Source organism: Streptomyces sp. CHD11 (assembly GCF_018638295.1).
Classification (GTDB): Bacteria; Actinomycetota; Actinomycetes; order Streptomycetales; family Streptomycetaceae; genus Streptomyces.
Genome location: NZ_JABTTS010000001.1, coordinates 191,830 through 206,296, shown reverse-complemented (window position 1 = coordinate 206,296; position 14,467 = coordinate 191,830). Strand labels below are relative to the sequence as shown.

Sequence of the window (14,467 nt, the reverse complement as noted above, 5' to 3'; positions counted from 1 at the left end):
GATCGCATCTTCGGTGTCAGGTTCGAGGTCGGCGCGTGTGTTCGCCGTGCGCGGGCGGCGTTAGGATCTCCGGCATGGCGAACCTTCGTGAGGCGCAGAAGCAGATGACCCGCCGTCTGCTCCTGGAGTCGGGACTCGAGCTGTTCAAGGCGAAGGGGTATGCCGCCACCACGGTCGACGACATCGCGACCGCCGCGGGCACCACACGCGTGACCTTCTACGCGTACTTCCCCTCCCGCAGCGAACTGATGAAGGCGCTCATCGACGAGCAGCTCAACGAGACGCTGCAGCGGGTCCGCTCGCCCGAGCACGGCTCCACGGCCCGGGACCTCGTCGCCACCGTCGCCGCCGGAACACCCGAGGCGATCATGGCGTGGCTGCGGCGCACCGCCGACATCTGGCCGGCCATCCGGCCGATCATCCGCGTCGGCCGCGACGCCTCGGTGGTCGATCCGGAACTTCCCGACCTGGTCGAGCGCTGGATGGAGGAGGCCATCGGCGACATCGAGGAGGGACTCACGGCGGCCGGGCGCCTCGAACCCCACCAGCGTCACTTCCGCGGCGTGCTCGCCATGTCCCAGCTCGACTACGTCGCGCAGCACTGGGACCGCGCCGACTGGAAGCTCGACCGCGAGCAGATGCTCGACGAACTCGGCGCCAGCTGGGTACGACTGCTGACCTGACCGCCTCGGCCGCCGTCAGGAGGGCTCCGCCGCGTCGAACAGCAGCGCGCGGAGCCACTCGGCGAAGTACTGGTCGCTCAGCCGGGGGTTCCACACCATGTCGATCCCGAGCCCGGGGAGCGGGAACGGGAACTCCTCGATCCGCAGGGCGGCGAGCGTCCGCATGGTGACGGCGACCCGGTGGCGCCGCAGGGCGACGCCGCCCGCGCGTGCGACCAGGAACGGAACCAGCAGGTGGTCGGAGCTTAACTGGCCGACCCGGTAGGGGATGCCCTCGTCCTCCAGCGCCGAACAGGGGAGGACCCGCCGCTCGGTGTCGACGACGACGTGCGGCTGGGTGGGCAGGAGGTCGAGCGCGCCCGCCTCCGGTGGCGTGTCCGCCGAGGCCACCACCACACAGCGGTCGTCGTACAGCCGCTCGCGCGGGTGCGGCGAGGAGTGCCTCGCGGAGATCAGCACCACGTCGACGCCCTGGTCGGCGAAGGTGGCCTCGGAGGGCACCGCGATCGTGCTCAGCCGCCGTGAAGCCGATCAGGTCGGCGACGACCTCCAGCGGGAAGGTCCGGGCGAGGGCGTCGATGTCCTGGAAGGAGCCCTTGAGTTCTTCGGGATCAGCCCGGCGACGAGGGCGTCCGCCTTCGTGTCGATCCCGGCCTTGAGACCGCGCAGCGCACGCGGCGAGAGGTTCTCGGTGAGCGTGGCGCGCGCGGCTGGGTGCGCACGGGCGGGTCGGACGGGCGGGTCGGAGGCGAGCGATGTGCCGGTGAGGGCCTCGTTGGCCATCGGATCGAACGCGATCGAGGCCGACGACAACGACTCCCGGTCAGCGAGGGCGTCACGGACGACGTCGTATCGCGTCAGCGCGTAGGCGTCGTTCTCCGGGAGGCGGACGGCGGGGCCCCGTTCCCGCAGGTCGCGGGTGGAAGAGATCGGCGGAGGTTCGCACGACCCCCGGAACTTTCTTTTTTCGTGGCGTTCGTTTCATTGACGTCATGTAAAGCGAATGGCTACCGTGACGGCAGCCACAGGGAGTGCGAGCCGCACCCCCACCGGAAGACGTGAGGCAGGCATGAGCGTCAAGAGCAACACCGTGAACACCGTCCTGGGCCCGGTGCCGGCCGATGAGCTGGGCGTCGTCTCGGTCCACGAGGCGCTGCTGTCGGTGGTGCCGGGCGCCGAGCACGGCTACGACATCCGCTTCGACCGCGCGGAGATCTTCGAGACGCTCGCCGCGAAGCTGAAGGACTTCCGCGCCCACGGCGGCGGCACGATCGTCGACAGCACCGGTATGTTCCACGGCCGGGACGTCCGGCTGTACGAGTCCCTCGCCCGCGTGACCGGCGTGCACATCGTCGCGTCCACCGGCCAGGGCCCGGAGGAACTGCTCGGCGGCTACTTTCTCACGCCGCAGACCGACCCGCCGGCGCCGTGGCCGGCCGAGAAGTTCGCCGGCCTCTTCACCCGGGAGGTCACCGAGGGCATGGTGGTTCCGCGCGTGGAGCGCCGCGGGGCGGCCGGCCTGGTGGCCACCACGGCGACCCGCGAGGGCATGACCGCGACCGACGAGAGCCTGTTCCGGGGTGCGGCCCGGACCGCTCTGAGCACCGGCGTCGCGCTCTCCGTCCGCTACGGCGATGACGCCCTCCACGACCTCGACGTCGTCCTCGACGAGAAGCTCCCCGCCGACCGCGTCGTCGTCGGCGGCCTCGACCGCAGGGACGCCGCAGCCACCGGAGCGCCCCACGAGGTCGCCCGCCGCGGTGCCTACGTCGCACTCGACCACGTGGGCACCGAGGACGACGCCCACCTCGGCGACGCCGGGCGCGCCGATCTGGTCACCGGCCTCGTCGAGGCCGGCTTCGCCGACCGGATCCTGCTGTCGGCCGGCGCGACCGGCGTGGCGAAGGGCCACACCGGCAACGACCTGCCGTACAGCTACCTCCTGACCACCTTCGTCCCGCTTCTGAGGACACGGGGTCTCAGCGACGAGGACGCGCGGCGGATTCTCGTGGAGAACCCGCGCGACCTGCTGTCGGTGCGCTGAGCGCACCGGCACCGAAGACCATCTGGCTACTTACTCGAAGGTGAGTGTTGTGTCGAGAGTGAACACGGTCCTGGGACCGGTCCCGGCCGAGGAACTGGGACTCGTGGCCGTCCACGAGCACATCGGGTACGGCATGCCCGGCTCCGAGCTGGACACCACATGGTGGAAGACGCCCGAGCAGCGGTACGAGGAGACCGTCCCGAAGCTGCGCGCGTTCCACGAGTACGGCGGCGGCACCTTCGTCGACGCGACCGGCATCTGCAACGGGCGTGACGTCGACCACTACAGGTCGCTGTCCGCGAAGACCGGCGTCCACATCGTCGCCTGCACCGGCTTCGTCGGCGGCGACACCGCTCTGCCGCACTTCGCGAACGCCGGCGTGGACTACCTGACGCGGCAGTTCGTCCACGAGATCACCGTCGGCATCGGGGCCACCGGGGGCCTCGCCGGTGTCATCAAGGTCGGCGTCAGCCGCGGCGGACGCATGACGGACCTGGACAAGCGCATCTACCGCGCCGCCGCCCGCGCCTCGCTCACCACCGGCGCGCCCCTGCTGACCCACCTCGCGATCGACGCCGAGAACGCGATCTCGATCTTCGACGAGGAGGGCCTGCCGCTGCACCGCGTCCTCTTCGGACACGTCGACGACGGTGTGAACGCCGAGAAGACGCGCGACGTCTGGATCGCCGAGCAGGGCGGACGCATCGGCTTCGACACCTTCGGCTACGAGACCGAGCTGCCCGACCCGCCGTTCTGGGCCCGCCCCCGCAAGGAGCGCCTCGACCACTTCCTGCGGTTCATCGACGGAGGACGGCGGCTGAAGCAGGTCCTCGCCTCCGCCGACGCCAACTGCAGCCCGCTCGGCTGGCCGGGCGTCAGGGGACACACCGTCAACTACCTCTTCGAGGACCTCATCCCGGACCTCCGCGCCGCGGGTCTCGACCACGCCGCCATCGAGACGATCTTCGTCGACAACCCGGCCGGCTTCCTCACCCTTCAGAAGTAGAGAGAGAACCACCATGCAGTCCTCAGAGCTGAAGAACCTGAAGATCGCCGTCGTCGGAGCGGGGTACGGCGGCGCGGCGGCGGCCAAGGCCCTCAGCCTGCTCGGCGCCCGGGTCGACGTCTACGAGCAGGCCCACCGGATCCGCGAGGTGGGCGCCGGCATCGGGCTGCGTCCCGCCACCATGAACCGGTTCCGCGAGTGGGGGATCTTCGACGCCATCGCGAAGGTGACCTCGCCGAGCGAGTACTTCGAGATCCTCACCGCCACCGGTGACCCGATCATGAAGGAGGCCTGGCCGGCCGACGGCGAGCAGACCCGCACCCACCTGATCCACCGCGGCGACTTCATCGAGGCCCTCATGGGCGTGCTCCCCGAGGGCATGGTGCACCTCGGTCACAGACTGGAGAGCATCGAGGACAAGGGCGACCGCTCCGTCCTCACCTTCGCCGGCGGCGGGACCGTCGAGGCCGACCTGGTCGTCGGCGCCGACGGCATCAAGTCGGTCGTCCGACAGGAGCTGTCCGGCGACCGGGGTCCCGTGTTCGCCGGCGAGCACGCCTACCGTGCCGTCATCTCCCTCGACGCCGCCCACGGCATGGTCACCGACGACAACCTCCGCATGTACATCGGCCGGGGCACCAAGGTCTACCTGCTGCCGCTGCGCCACCGGGGCCAGGTGTCGTTCGACATCACCGCCCTGTGTCCGGACGGCGCCTGGACGCCCCAGGTCACCAGGGACGACCTCCTGAAGACGGTGGAGGGCTTCGACGAGCGTCTGGTGAGCATCACACGCGACCTCGACATGGACACCGTGAACGTCCGCGCCGTGTACGACATCGACCCGGTCGACCGGTGGCACTCGGACTCCGTCGTCCTCGTGGGCGACGCGGCCCACTCGATGCTGCACCACCAGGGCCAGGGCGCCAACTCGGCCATCGAGGACGGCGGCGCGCTCGCCGACGCCCTGCGCCGGGCCGGCTCCGTGAAGGAGGCGCTCGCCCTGTACCAGGCCACCCGCAAGCCGGTGACCGACGAACTGCAGCGCGTCTCGCGCCAGGGCTGGTCCGAGGACGAGATCAACGAGGTCTTCCCCGGCCAGAAGCCCGCCGCCGCTGCCCCGCAGGAGTGACACCATGACACTGCATCCCGAGATCGCCGCCTTCCTCGCCGGCCTGCCGGCCCCGGACGGGGGCCCGCTCGACCCGGCCGCCCTGCGCGCCGCCGACGAGGCCCACGTACCCCCGCCCGAGGAGCGCCTGCCGCTCCACGCGGTCGAGGACGTCACCGCGAGGACGGCCGCCGGCGAGGTGCCGGTGCGCGTCTACACCCCGGCCGAGGCCGACAGCCACGGCGTGCTGGTCTACTTCCACGGCGGAGCGTTCTTCCTCGGCAGCCTGGAGACCCACGACCACGTCGCGCGCTCGCTGGCGAAGGAGACCGGCCTCAAGGTCGTCTCCGTCGGCTACCGTCTGGCCCCCGAGGCGGCCTTCCCGGCCGGCCTCGACGACTGCTGTGCCGTGGTGCGCTGGGTGGCCGAGCAGGGCACGGGCCTGGGCTGGGACGGTACGACCCTCGCGGTCGCCGGTGACAGCTCCGGCGGCAACTTCGCCGCCGCCGTCGCGGCCAGGGCACACGACGAGGGCTTCGACCGCATCACCCACCAAATCCTCTACTACCCCTCGCTCGACCTGGACTTCGACGTCGAGCGCTACGCCTCCCTGCGGGAGAACGCCAAGGGGTACGGCCTGGAGACGGAGGGACTGAAACCCTTCAACGCCTTCTACCTCGACAGCGGCGCCGACCCCGCGGATCCGCGGGTGTCACCCGTCAAGCGGGCCGATCTCACCGGGCTGCCGCCCGCGCTGGTCGTCACCGCCCGGTACGACCCGATGCGCGACGAGGGCGAGCTGTACGGCGAGCGGCTGCGCGAGGCCGGGGTGGAGGTGAGGGTCAGCCGCTACGACGGCGCGGGCCACGGTTTCGTCCAGCACTTCTCCTGGATCCCGGAGTTCCACCAGGTCTTCGCGGAGACGCGCGACTTCCTCGGCCGGCGCTGACCCGGCCGGCCCGGTACGAGTTCGGAAAGAGGACCATGACGCAGACAGTCGACGTCCACCCCCTGGTGTCGCCGTGGGGCCGGTTCGGTCTGTACAGCTTCTTCATCGACGCACCCGAACCGGCGATCGTCGACACCGGCATCGCCTCCTCGCCCGCCGAGGGGATGGCCCCCGCGCTCGAGGCGATCGGGCGCCGCATCGAGGACGTGCGCTGGATTCTGCTGACCCACGGTCACATCGACCACGTCGGCGGCGCCCACGCCCTGTGGGAGCTCACCGGGCGGCGCGCCCAGGTGGTCATCCACGAAGCGGACGCGCCGATGCTCCGCTCACGCCGGGCCCATGTGGAGGAGTACCTCACGGGCCGGGGCCGGTACCTCGGCGACCCCGGGGGCGAGGCGAAGGTGACGGCCGCGACCCGGGCCGTCATCTCCGGGGAGATGGAGCCGTCCCTGCTGGTCAAGGGCGGCGAGACGCTTTCCCTCGGCGGCGCGGTCACCGTCTCGGTGCACGCGGTGCCGGGGCACACGCCCGGATCGGTCGCCTATGCCGTCGACGGGCAGCGCTCGGTGTTCACCGGGGACGCCGTCCAGGTCCACGGGGCGGCCAACGGCTTCCCCGGCTACACCGACCCGGTCGCCTACCGCGCGAGCCTCGCCCACCTGCGCGACGAGATCCGTCCGCGCCGTCTCTACCTGGGGCACCCCTACCGCCGCGCCGACGGTACGCCGTACGGCGTCGAGCTCGACGAGGCCGAGGCGAGGGAGGCCATCACCCAGAGCCTGGACAACGAGGCCCGTGTCGCCACGGCTGCCCGCGGATGCCTGGAGGCGGGTCCGCGGGAGACGGATTCGCCGTACTCCCCCTTCGCCGCAGCCGCCGGGGAACTCGGTTACACGGGCAACCCCGCCCTCGAGCCGTCACCGTTCTTCACCTCGATGGCCGGCTACCGCACGCACTTCGAACAGAACCTGCAGTAACAGACCTTGCAGTACAGGAGCCCCACCTCATGACCGACCTTCATACGATCCGGGCGGGCGCCCGGCCGATCGGTGTCCGCAAGGATCTCCGGGTGCCGATGCGCGACGGCGTCACACTGGCCGCGGACGCCTACAGTGGCGTGGACGACACCCCCCGGCCCGCCCTGGTGGCCCTGAGCCCGTACGGCAAGGAACTCCAGGCCCTGGCCCTGACGACCCCGCCGCAGCGCAGGCCGAGCCCCATGTGGGACGGCTGCATCGAGGCCGGCGACATCGCGCGCGTCGTCGAGGAGGGTTACGTCCACGTCATCGGTGACCTGCGCGGCTCCGGTGCCTCCGGCGGTGAGCACATCGGCAACTACAACGCCGGCGGCGTCTCCCTCGGCCAGGACGCGTACGACTTCATCGAATGGGTCGCCGCGCAGCCGTGGTGCGACGGCAGCGTCGGCATGATCGGCATCTCCTACTTCGGCTCGATGCAGGTGCTGGCGGCGGCCGAACGGCCCCCGAGCCTCAAGGCGGTCTTCGTCAGCGGCGGCCACTACGACTTCTACGAGACCACCTACCACGGCGGCGTGATGTGGTTCATGCCGCGCGCCGCCCGTGAGGGCCGCGGCGGCGACTCCGGCTGGGCCTTCACCGACGGGGTGAAGTCCCGCATGCTGGAGACCTGCTCGCCCGAGGAGATCAGGAGGCGCGTCGCCGAGCGCCTGGAGGACCCGGACGTGGCCGCCTGGCCCAACCTGGTCCATGTGCTCAACTACCCGAAGAACCACGAGGCCTGGTTCGACATCGTGATGAACGAGGTCGACGGCCCATGGTACGGGGAGCGCAACCCGGTCACCCTCGCGCCGGACATCGACATCCCCGTCTGGCTGCAGATCGACCAGGGCCGCGGCTGGACCCTGGACGGCACCATCGAGCTCTACAGCCGGCTGGGCGGCCCCAAGAAGCTGGACATCGGCCCCTACCCGCCCATGCAGTCGCGCCCCTTCATCGAGGAGCACGACAAGATGTTTCGGTGGTACGACCACTGGATCAAGGGCATCGACAACGGGGTCATGGACGAGCCGGCCGTCACCGTCCACGTCGAGGGCTCGCGCCAGTACGTCACCGGCGCGCAGTGGCCGCCGAAGGCGGTGGAGTACAGGTCCCTCTACCTCCGCCCGCGCCACCGGCTCTCCTTCGAGCCCGAGCCCCTGGGCGCCGAGCACGCCGCTCCCGACGGCTTCTACCAGGCGCCGCTCACGGTCACCGACAAGGTGGAGATGCTGAGCTGGAGCACCGAGCCGTTCACCGAGCCCACCGAGATGATCGGCCAGGGCGCGGCGCATCTCTTCGCGGAGATCGACCAGAGCGACACCAACTTCATCCTGCGGATGTGGGACGAGGCGCCGGGCGGCAAGCGGCAGCTCATCACCACCGCCTATCTCAAGGCCTCGCACCGCGAGCTCGACGAGGAGCGCACCACCGAGGGCGACCCCCACCACCCGCACACGCGCGCCGTGCCGGTCGAGCCGGGGAGGATCCACGAGTACGTGCTGCGCGTCTACCCGTTCGCGGCGGCGTTCCTGCCGGGCCACCGGCTGGTCGCGGAGCTCTCCAACAACGAGCCGCCGGCCGACGCGCACAACGCGCTGCTCCCGCCGGACGCCTTCCACCTGCCGGTGGGCCGCCCCGTCACCCACAAGATCTACCGTGACGCCGCCCACCCCTCGCGGCTCGTGCTGCCGTTCACGCGGCGCGAGGCGGCGGACGGGGCGTAGCACGGCACGCCCCGGAAACGACCGGACGGCGAAGCCGGAGGGCGAGTGCCGGTGCCCGGTGGCAGGCTGAGACAGAAGGAATCAGCGAAAGGACACCGCGGTGATCACCACTGACTTCGCCCCCGGCTCGCCCTGCATGCTCGACCTCGGTACCCCCGACGTCCCGGCCGCGGCCGCCTTCTACGGCGCGGTCCTCGGCTGGGACTACGAGCCCATGGGGGCCGGGGACGACGGGGAGGACATGGAAGGCGGCATGTTCAACCAGAACGGCAAGATGGTCGCCGGCCTCGGCAAGCTCACCGAGGAGGGCGCCCGCCCGGCCTGGATGATCTACTACAGCGTCTCCGACGCGGACGCCACCACCCGGGCGGTGGAGCAGGCCGGCGGGACCGTGCGGGTGCCGCCGATGGACCTCGAGCAGTGGGGCCGCATGGCGCAGTACAGCGACCCGCTGGGCGGCCAGTTCGCCGTCTGGCAGCCGGGCGAGAGCAAGGGCGTCGACCTGGTGGACGAACCGGGCTCACTGTGCTGGACCGAGCTGTACACGAGCGACGCCGCCGCCGCGAAGGAGTTCTACGGCGGAGTCCTCGGCTGGCAGTACAGCGACACACAGATGCCGGGAGACGAGGGTACCTACACCATGATCACGCCATCCGGTCTGCCCGAGGAGCGGATGCACGGCGGCCTGATGGAGCTCGGCAAGGAGGACCTCGACCTCGCGGGCGGGCGCCCCTACTGGCACCCGGTCTTCAGGGTCACCGACTGCGACGCGGCGGTCGCCAAGGTGACGGAACACGGAGGGAGCGTGCAGATGGGGCCCGAGACCGCGGAGGGCGTGGGCCGCCTGGCCGTCTGCCTCGACCCCTTCGGCGCGGACTTCGTGGTGCTCGCCGAGAGCTGAGGACGCCGCCGCCGGGCGCCGGTCCGACGATGTGGGCCGGCGGACGCGCACCCCGGTCCCGATCTTCGTACGGGGGCGGCCGGAGCCCGCATCGGGTTTCCGCCCGCCCCGCGACGACGGGCAACTCACCGCGGGCTCCGGCCGGCCGCGCGCGGCTCCCGGAGGGTGTCGAGTACTTCCTGGTCGGAGATCTGATGGAAGTCGTCGTACCACTCACCCACGGAGCGCAGCCGCTCCGGCTGGTGCAGGGCGACGACGTCATCGGCCTCGTCCCGCAGCGCCGCGGCGGTCCGTGGAGGGCACACCGGAACCGCGAGAGTCAGACGCAGCGGACCGGAGCGCCGCAGCTGCCGCAGCGCCGCGCGGGCCGTGATCCCCGTGGCCAGCCCGTCGTCCACCACCACTACGCTGTGACCGTGGTTGTCCGGGGCGGAACGTCCGTGGCGGTAGACCGCCGCACGCCGGTGCACCTCGACGCGTGCCCGGGCCACCTCCGCCCCGAGCTCGTCCTCGGAGAGATCCAGGGCACGCAGCCCCGTGCGGTCGAACACCGGCGGATCGTCCCCGGCCACCGCCCCGATCCCCACCTCGGGGGAGCCGGGAGCCCCTATCCTGCGGACGACGAGGACATCCAGCGGCACGGACAGCACCCGGGCGATCTCCGCCCCGACCGGAACACCGCCGCGCGGCAGCGCCACGACGGTCACATTCGCGAGATCGCCGCTGCTCGCCCACTCCAGCAACCTGACGGCCAGCTCCTGGCCGGCTTCCTCACGGCTTGGGAATCGCACGGCTCGCTCCCTTCCTCGGGCCCCGGGTGCCGGGTAACCGCGGGCTCCCCCGTCACTCACGTGCCTGCGTGCGGCACAGTGGAGAGATGAACGAACGCGAGGAAGGGCTGGCGGCCGGGGCCCGCGTGGCGGCCCGGCTCCCGGCCCGGGATCTCGGCCGGGCACGGCGCTTCTACGCCGAGCGGCTCGGCCTGGAGCCGGTCGACGAACGGCCGGGCGGGCTGCTGTACCGCTGCGGAGGTGCGGAGTTCGCCCTGTACCGGTCCACGGGCGCCTCACCGGGTACCTTCACCCAGATGGCGTTCGAGGTCGATGACATCGAGCGCGTCATGGCGGAGCTGCGGCGGCGCGGCGTGGTGTTCGAGGAGGTCGACACTCCCGGTCTGCGCACCACCGGCGGCGTCGCCGAGGTCGACGGAAACTATCCGACCAAGGGTTACCGGGCCGAGCGCGCCGCCTGGTTCCACGACAGCGAGGGCAACCTCCTGGGCGTGGGCGAGCCGGTCGCCTGAGACGGCGGACCGGTCCCGCCGGTCACCACCCAGGGCGCGACGCTGGTGCGGCCCTCGGGAGCGGCAGAAGTCTGCGCGATGATCAGGCGGTGTGCATTCGCCGTGGTCGGATGCCCAGCAGGCCATGGAGGCAGTGGGTCGCTCGATGTCCTCCCTGGGCACGGTCGGGGAAAGCGGCGGATCGAAGGGGACGGGGCGCAGCTCCTTCTGCCGGGCCGGCGTGCGTGCTCGGTGGCCGGGGCAGCCGCCGGCCCCCGTCGCCGGAGCGCATGACGTCCGAGGTAATCGACCGTTCCCCCCGCCTGGCGAGAGGATCGACCGCGTCAACCGGAACGCCCCGGCCGTCACCCGGCCGCAGCCGTGAGGAGAGCGCCATGCGCACCGACCCCGCCGCCACCACGACCTCCGTCGCCGAGGCCACTCGCGCCGTCGTGCAGCGGTTCCTCGCGGCCCGGCTGTCCGGGGACACCGGACGGCTCGTCACGCTCTTCGCCGACGAGGTCGACTGGCTGCTCGCCGACAATCCCGCCGTCCCCTGGATCCGCCCGCGCTCGACCGCCGCCGAATGCGCGGCCCAGTTCACGGAACTGACGGAGCACACCGTGCCCGAGGACGCGCGTGCGACCGTCGACACCTTCCTCGTCGACGGCAGGGACGCGGTCCTGCTGGGGCAGCTGTCCGGGAGGGTACGGGCGACGGGACGGTCCTTCCAAGGACCGTTCGCCCTGCGCCTCACCGTGGAGGACGGCCGGATCACCCGCCACCACCTCTACGAGAACAGTCTGTCCATCGCCGAGGCCTGTGCGACGCCCTGACGGCCGGCGCGGTGCGGCCACAGCCGCCAGGTGTCTCCGGAGCACCTCGCCGGCCCGAACTCGTCAGGCGGGGCGGACACGTGTTCAGCCGAGGAGCCCGGAGACCATGGCCGCGAACTCGTCGGGGGTGGCCAGGCGCACGCCGAGCTGTTCGGCCTTGGCCCGCTTGGAACCGGCGCCCTCGCCCGCGACCACCAGGGTCGTTCTCCTGGAGACGCTGGAGGAGGAGCGGCCGCCGGCCCGCTCGATGAGTTCGTTCATCTCGTTGCGGGAGAGCTTCTCCAGGCTGCCGGTCATCGCACCGGTGACCACCACCGCCATGCCGTCCAGCGGGCCGCCCGCCGGCGCCGCGGCCGGACCGTCGTCGTCGGACGCGGCTTCGGCGGCCGGGGGCCAAGTGGCCCCGGGCTCGGTCATGTTGACGCCGGCGGCGGTGAGCTTGTCGATCAGCGGGGCCAGTTCGGCCATCTCCGCCACGATCGAAGGTGCCTTCTCCGATCCGATGCCGTCGACCCGCTGCATGGCGTCGGCGTCGGCCGCGCGGACGTGGTCCATGGTGGCGAAGTAGCGGGCGATGCGCCGTGACATGGACCGTCCGGTGCCCCGGACACCCAGCGCACAGAGCACCCGGGACAGCGGCTGCTCCTTGGCCCTGGCGATCGCGGCGAGCAGATTGTCGGTGCTGGTCTCTCCCATCCGCTCCAGTCCGAGCAGCTGCTCCCGCCGGAGCGTGAACACGTCGGCGAGGTCGGAGACGAGGCCCGCGTCGACGAGCTGCACGACACGGGTGGCACCGAGGCCCTCGATGTCGAGCTGGTCCCGGCCCGTGGCATAGGCGAGGGAAGCGACCAGGTGGCAGTTGCGGCCCTGGGCGCACCGCCAGCGCTCCTCCCGGGTGTCGATGTCCGAACCGCAGCGCGGACACTGCGCCGGGAACTCGATCGGCCGCTCCTCACCGGTGCGCAGATGCGCGACCGGGGCCTCGATGCGGGGGATGACGTCACCGGCGCGGTGCACCATGACCTGGTCGCCCAGGCGCAGATCGCGGCGGGTGATGTCGGCCGGGTTGTGCAGCGTGGCGTAGGTGATCGTGGAGCCGTCGATGACGACCGGCTCGAGGACACCGCGCGGAGCGATGATGCCGGTGCGGCCGACGTTCCACTCCACCTCGAGGAGCCGGGTGATCTTCTCCACGGCCGGCAGCTTGTAGGCGATCGCCCAGCGGGGCGCGCGGGTGCCCGATCCGGCGCTCTCCCGGTCGGCGGCGAGGTCCGCCTTGATGACGATGCCGTCGATGCCGAACGGCAGCTCGGCGCGGAGCGCGGCGATCTCCTTCACCCGGAGCAGGACCTCCTCGGGCGTCTCGGCGAGGGTCTCCGGGACGGCGGTCCGCGCGCTGGTGTGCACCCCGAGGCCGGCGGCCAGCCCCATCAGGTCGCTGTGGGCCATCCCGTGCATCCGCTCCGCCGGCGCGGAACCGGTGCCGGGCAGCGGCAGCAGTCCGTAGCCGAAGAACGTCATCGGCACCGTGTAGGCCCGCTCCTTCGCCCGCAGGGTGCCCGCGGCCGCGTTGCGCGGGTTGGCGAAGGGCTGCCCGCCGTGTCCGGTGCGCACCTCGTTGGCATGCTCGAACTGGGCGGACGTCATGAGGACCTCACCGCGCACCTCCACGGTGACCGGCTCCTCCAGCGTCTCGGGAAGGCCCTCGATGGTGCCGATCGCGTGCGAGACGTCCTCCCCGGCCGTCCCGTCCCCGCGGGTGATCAGCCGGCTCAGCCGGCCGTCGGTGTAGCGGGCGGCGATCGCCAGCCCGTCCAGCTTCGGCCCCACACTGAAGCGTGTCGTCTCCCGGCCGGTCCGGCGCGCCAGCGACGCCGTCCAGGCGGTGAACTCCTCCTCGGAGAACACGTTGTCCAGGCTCAGCATCGGCACCGTGTGCGGCACGTCGCCCTCGATCGCGCCACCGGCGACCTTCCCGGTGGGGGAATCCGGGAGGACCCCCTCGGGGTGTTCCGCCTCCCAGTCGGCGATGCCCCGTACCAGCCGGTCGTACGTGTCGTCGTCCAGCGCCGAGGTGCCGCCCTCGTAGTAGGCGGCTGCCGCGCGCACGGCGTCCTGGACCGCCTGGGCGTAGGCGGCGGCGTCGACGATCACTGCTGCAGGAGTTGTCATACGTCACATCCTGCCGTCTGCCACTGACAATCGATCACACAGACTAGGCATTTGCCTAAAGGTATTAGGCGAATGCATACTCGAATCAGCTGACCGGAAGGATGGGCATGGCACGCGCGCGACTGACCCCGGAACGCCTGACCCGGGCGGGAGCGGATCTGGCCGACGAGCTGGGCTTCGAGCAGGTGACCGTCTCGGAGCTCGCCCGGCGCTTCGACGTCAGGGTGGCGAGCCTGTACTCCCACCTGAAGAACTCGCACGACCTCAGGACGAGGATCGCGCTGCTCGCCCTGGAGGAACTCGCCGACCGCGCCGCGGACGCCCTGGCCGGGCGGGCGGGCAAGGACGCCCTGACCGCCCTGGCCAACGTGTACCGGGACTACGCGCGCGAACACCCCGGCCGCTACGCCGCCGCCCAGTTCCGCCTCTCCCCGGAGGCCGCCGCCGCCGGCGCGGGGGTGCGGCACGCGCAGATGACCCGGGCCCTGCTGCGCGGTTACGACCTGGCGGAACCCGACCAGACCCACGCGGTCCGGCTGCTGGGCAGCGTCTTCAACGGCTACGTCAGCCTCGAGATGGGGGGCGGATTCAGCCACAGCGCCCCCGACACCCAGGAGACCTGGTCGCGCATCCTCGACGCGCTGGACGCCCTGCTGCGCAACTGGCCCCCGGCCCCCTGACGGCGTCCCCCGCCCACGCCCCGGCCGGCCGTGCACCCACCCCACACCGACAACAGACGG

The 14,467-nt window shown here is 71.6% G+C and carries 14 protein-coding genes; 11 read left to right on the top strand and 3 right to left on the bottom strand.

Going from position 1 to position 14,467, the window contains the following annotated elements:
• Nucleotides 1-74 precede the first annotated feature (74 nt).
• Nucleotides 75-683, top strand: a complete 609-nt coding sequence (locus tag HTV45_RS00835) for a TetR/AcrR family transcriptional regulator (protein ID WP_215203587.1) — start codon at nt 75-77, stop codon at nt 681-683.
• A gap of 15 nt (nt 684-698) precedes the next feature.
• Here the strand turns inward: HTV45_RS00835 and HTV45_RS00830 are convergent, their stop codons facing one another.
• Nucleotides 699-1,184, bottom strand: a complete 486-nt coding sequence (locus HTV45_RS00830) for a LysR substrate-binding domain-containing protein (RefSeq protein WP_308308947.1) — start codon at nt 1,182-1,184, stop codon at nt 699-701.
• Between the two features lie 568 nt (nt 1,185-1,752).
• Between HTV45_RS00830 and HTV45_RS00825 the strand changes: the two genes are divergently transcribed.
• The 7 genes from HTV45_RS00825 to HTV45_RS00795 all read left to right on the top strand — a co-directional run bounded on the left by HTV45_RS00825 (nt 1,753) and on the right by HTV45_RS00795 (nt 9,437).
• Nucleotides 1,753-2,727: a phosphotriesterase gene (locus HTV45_RS00825; RefSeq protein WP_215203586.1), complete on the top strand. Its 975-nt coding sequence runs from the start codon at nt 1,753-1,755 to the stop codon at nt 2,725-2,727.
• A gap of 49 nt (nt 2,728-2,776) precedes the next feature.
• The gene (locus HTV45_RS00820; protein ID WP_215203585.1) at nt 2,777-3,733 is read left to right on the top strand and encodes a phosphotriesterase; all 957 of its coding nucleotides are present in this window, start codon (nt 2,777-2,779) and stop codon (nt 3,731-3,733) included.
• Nucleotides 3,734-3,746: 13 nt separating this feature from the next.
• Nucleotides 3,747-4,862, top strand: a complete 1,116-nt coding sequence (locus tag HTV45_RS00815; protein ID WP_215203584.1) for an NAD(P)/FAD-dependent oxidoreductase — start codon at nt 3,747-3,749, stop codon at nt 4,860-4,862.
• 4 nt (nt 4,863-4,866) lie between these two features.
• Nucleotides 4,867-5,790, top strand: a complete 924-nt coding sequence (locus HTV45_RS00810) for an alpha/beta hydrolase (protein ID WP_215203583.1) — start codon at nt 4,867-4,869, stop codon at nt 5,788-5,790.
• A 35-nt stretch (nt 5,791-5,825) separates the two neighbouring features.
• A complete protein-coding gene (locus tag HTV45_RS00805; RefSeq protein WP_215203582.1) occupies nt 5,826-6,770 on the top strand; it encodes an MBL fold metallo-hydrolase in 945 nt (314 codons plus the stop codon).
• 29 nt (nt 6,771-6,799) lie between these two features.
• Nucleotides 6,800-8,536 (top strand): CocE/NonD family hydrolase, encoded by a 1,737-nt coding sequence (locus HTV45_RS00800; protein WP_215203581.1) that lies wholly within the window; start codon nt 6,800-6,802, stop codon nt 8,534-8,536.
• Nucleotides 8,537-8,636: 100 nt separating this feature from the next.
• Entirely contained in the window at nt 8,637-9,437 is an 801-nt protein-coding gene (locus tag HTV45_RS00795; RefSeq protein WP_215203580.1) for a VOC family protein, read from the top strand.
• A gap of 125 nt (nt 9,438-9,562) precedes the next feature.
• Here the strand turns inward: HTV45_RS00795 and HTV45_RS00790 are convergent, their stop codons facing one another.
• The gene (locus tag HTV45_RS00790; RefSeq protein ID WP_215203579.1) at nt 9,563-10,228 is read right to left on the bottom strand and encodes a phosphoribosyltransferase; all 666 of its coding nucleotides are present in this window, start codon (nt 10,226-10,228) and stop codon (nt 9,563-9,565) included.
• Between the two features lie 86 nt (nt 10,229-10,314).
• On the opposite strand from HTV45_RS00790, the gene HTV45_RS00785 reads away from it, so the two are divergent.
• Both HTV45_RS00785 and HTV45_RS00780 read left to right on the top strand, forming a co-directional pair.
• Entirely contained in the window at nt 10,315-10,740 is a 426-nt protein-coding gene (locus tag HTV45_RS00785; RefSeq protein WP_215203578.1) for a VOC family protein, read from the top strand.
• Between the two features lie 374 nt (nt 10,741-11,114).
• Nucleotides 11,115-11,555, top strand: coding sequence for a nuclear transport factor 2 family protein (locus HTV45_RS00780; RefSeq protein WP_215203577.1), 441 nt, complete (start codon nt 11,115-11,117; stop codon nt 11,553-11,555).
• A gap of 84 nt (nt 11,556-11,639) precedes the next feature.
• Here HTV45_RS00780 and ligA read toward each other — a convergent pair whose 3' ends face one another.
• On the bottom strand, nt 11,640-13,727 hold the full coding sequence (gene ligA, locus HTV45_RS00775; RefSeq protein WP_215203576.1) for an NAD-dependent DNA ligase LigA: 2,088 nt from the start codon (nt 13,725-13,727) through the stop codon (nt 11,640-11,642).
• A 107-nt stretch (nt 13,728-13,834) separates the two neighbouring features.
• On the opposite strand from ligA, the gene HTV45_RS00770 reads away from it, so the two are divergent.
• Entirely contained in the window at nt 13,835-14,407 is a 573-nt protein-coding gene (locus HTV45_RS00770) for a TetR/AcrR family transcriptional regulator (RefSeq protein ID WP_215203575.1), read from the top strand.
• The last annotated feature ends 60 nt before the right edge of the window (nt 14,408-14,467 follow it).

Bases quoted from the DNA above. Each gene is read 5' to 3' on its own strand.
- HTV45_RS00835 (WP_215203587.1), top strand. From the start codon at position 75: ATGGCGAACCTTCGTGAGGCGCAGAAGCAGATGACCCGCCGTCTGCTC.
- HTV45_RS00825 (WP_215203586.1), top strand. From the start codon at position 1,753: ATGAGCGTCAAGAGCAACACCGTGAACACCGTCCTGGGCCCGGTGCCG.
- HTV45_RS00815 (WP_215203584.1), top strand. From the start codon at position 3,747: ATGCAGTCCTCAGAGCTGAAGAACCTGAAGATCGCCGTCGTCGGAGCG.
- HTV45_RS00810 (WP_215203583.1), top strand. From the start codon at position 4,867: ATGACACTGCATCCCGAGATCGCCGCCTTCCTCGCCGGCCTGCCGGCC.
- HTV45_RS00805 (WP_215203582.1), top strand. From the start codon at position 5,826: ATGACGCAGACAGTCGACGTCCACCCCCTGGTGTCGCCGTGGGGCCGG.
- HTV45_RS00800 (WP_215203581.1), top strand. From the start codon at position 6,800: ATGACCGACCTTCATACGATCCGGGCGGGCGCCCGGCCGATCGGTGTC.
- HTV45_RS00785 (WP_215203578.1), top strand. From the start codon at position 10,315: ATGAACGAACGCGAGGAAGGGCTGGCGGCCGGGGCCCGCGTGGCGGCC.
- HTV45_RS00780 (WP_215203577.1), top strand. From the start codon at position 11,115: ATGCGCACCGACCCCGCCGCCACCACGACCTCCGTCGCCGAGGCCACT.
- ligA (WP_215203576.1), bottom strand. From the start codon at position 13,727: ATGACAACTCCTGCAGCAGTGATCGTCGACGCCGCCGCCTACGCCCAG.
- HTV45_RS00770 (WP_215203575.1), top strand. From the start codon at position 13,835: ATGGCACGCGCGCGACTGACCCCGGAACGCCTGACCCGGGCGGGAGCG.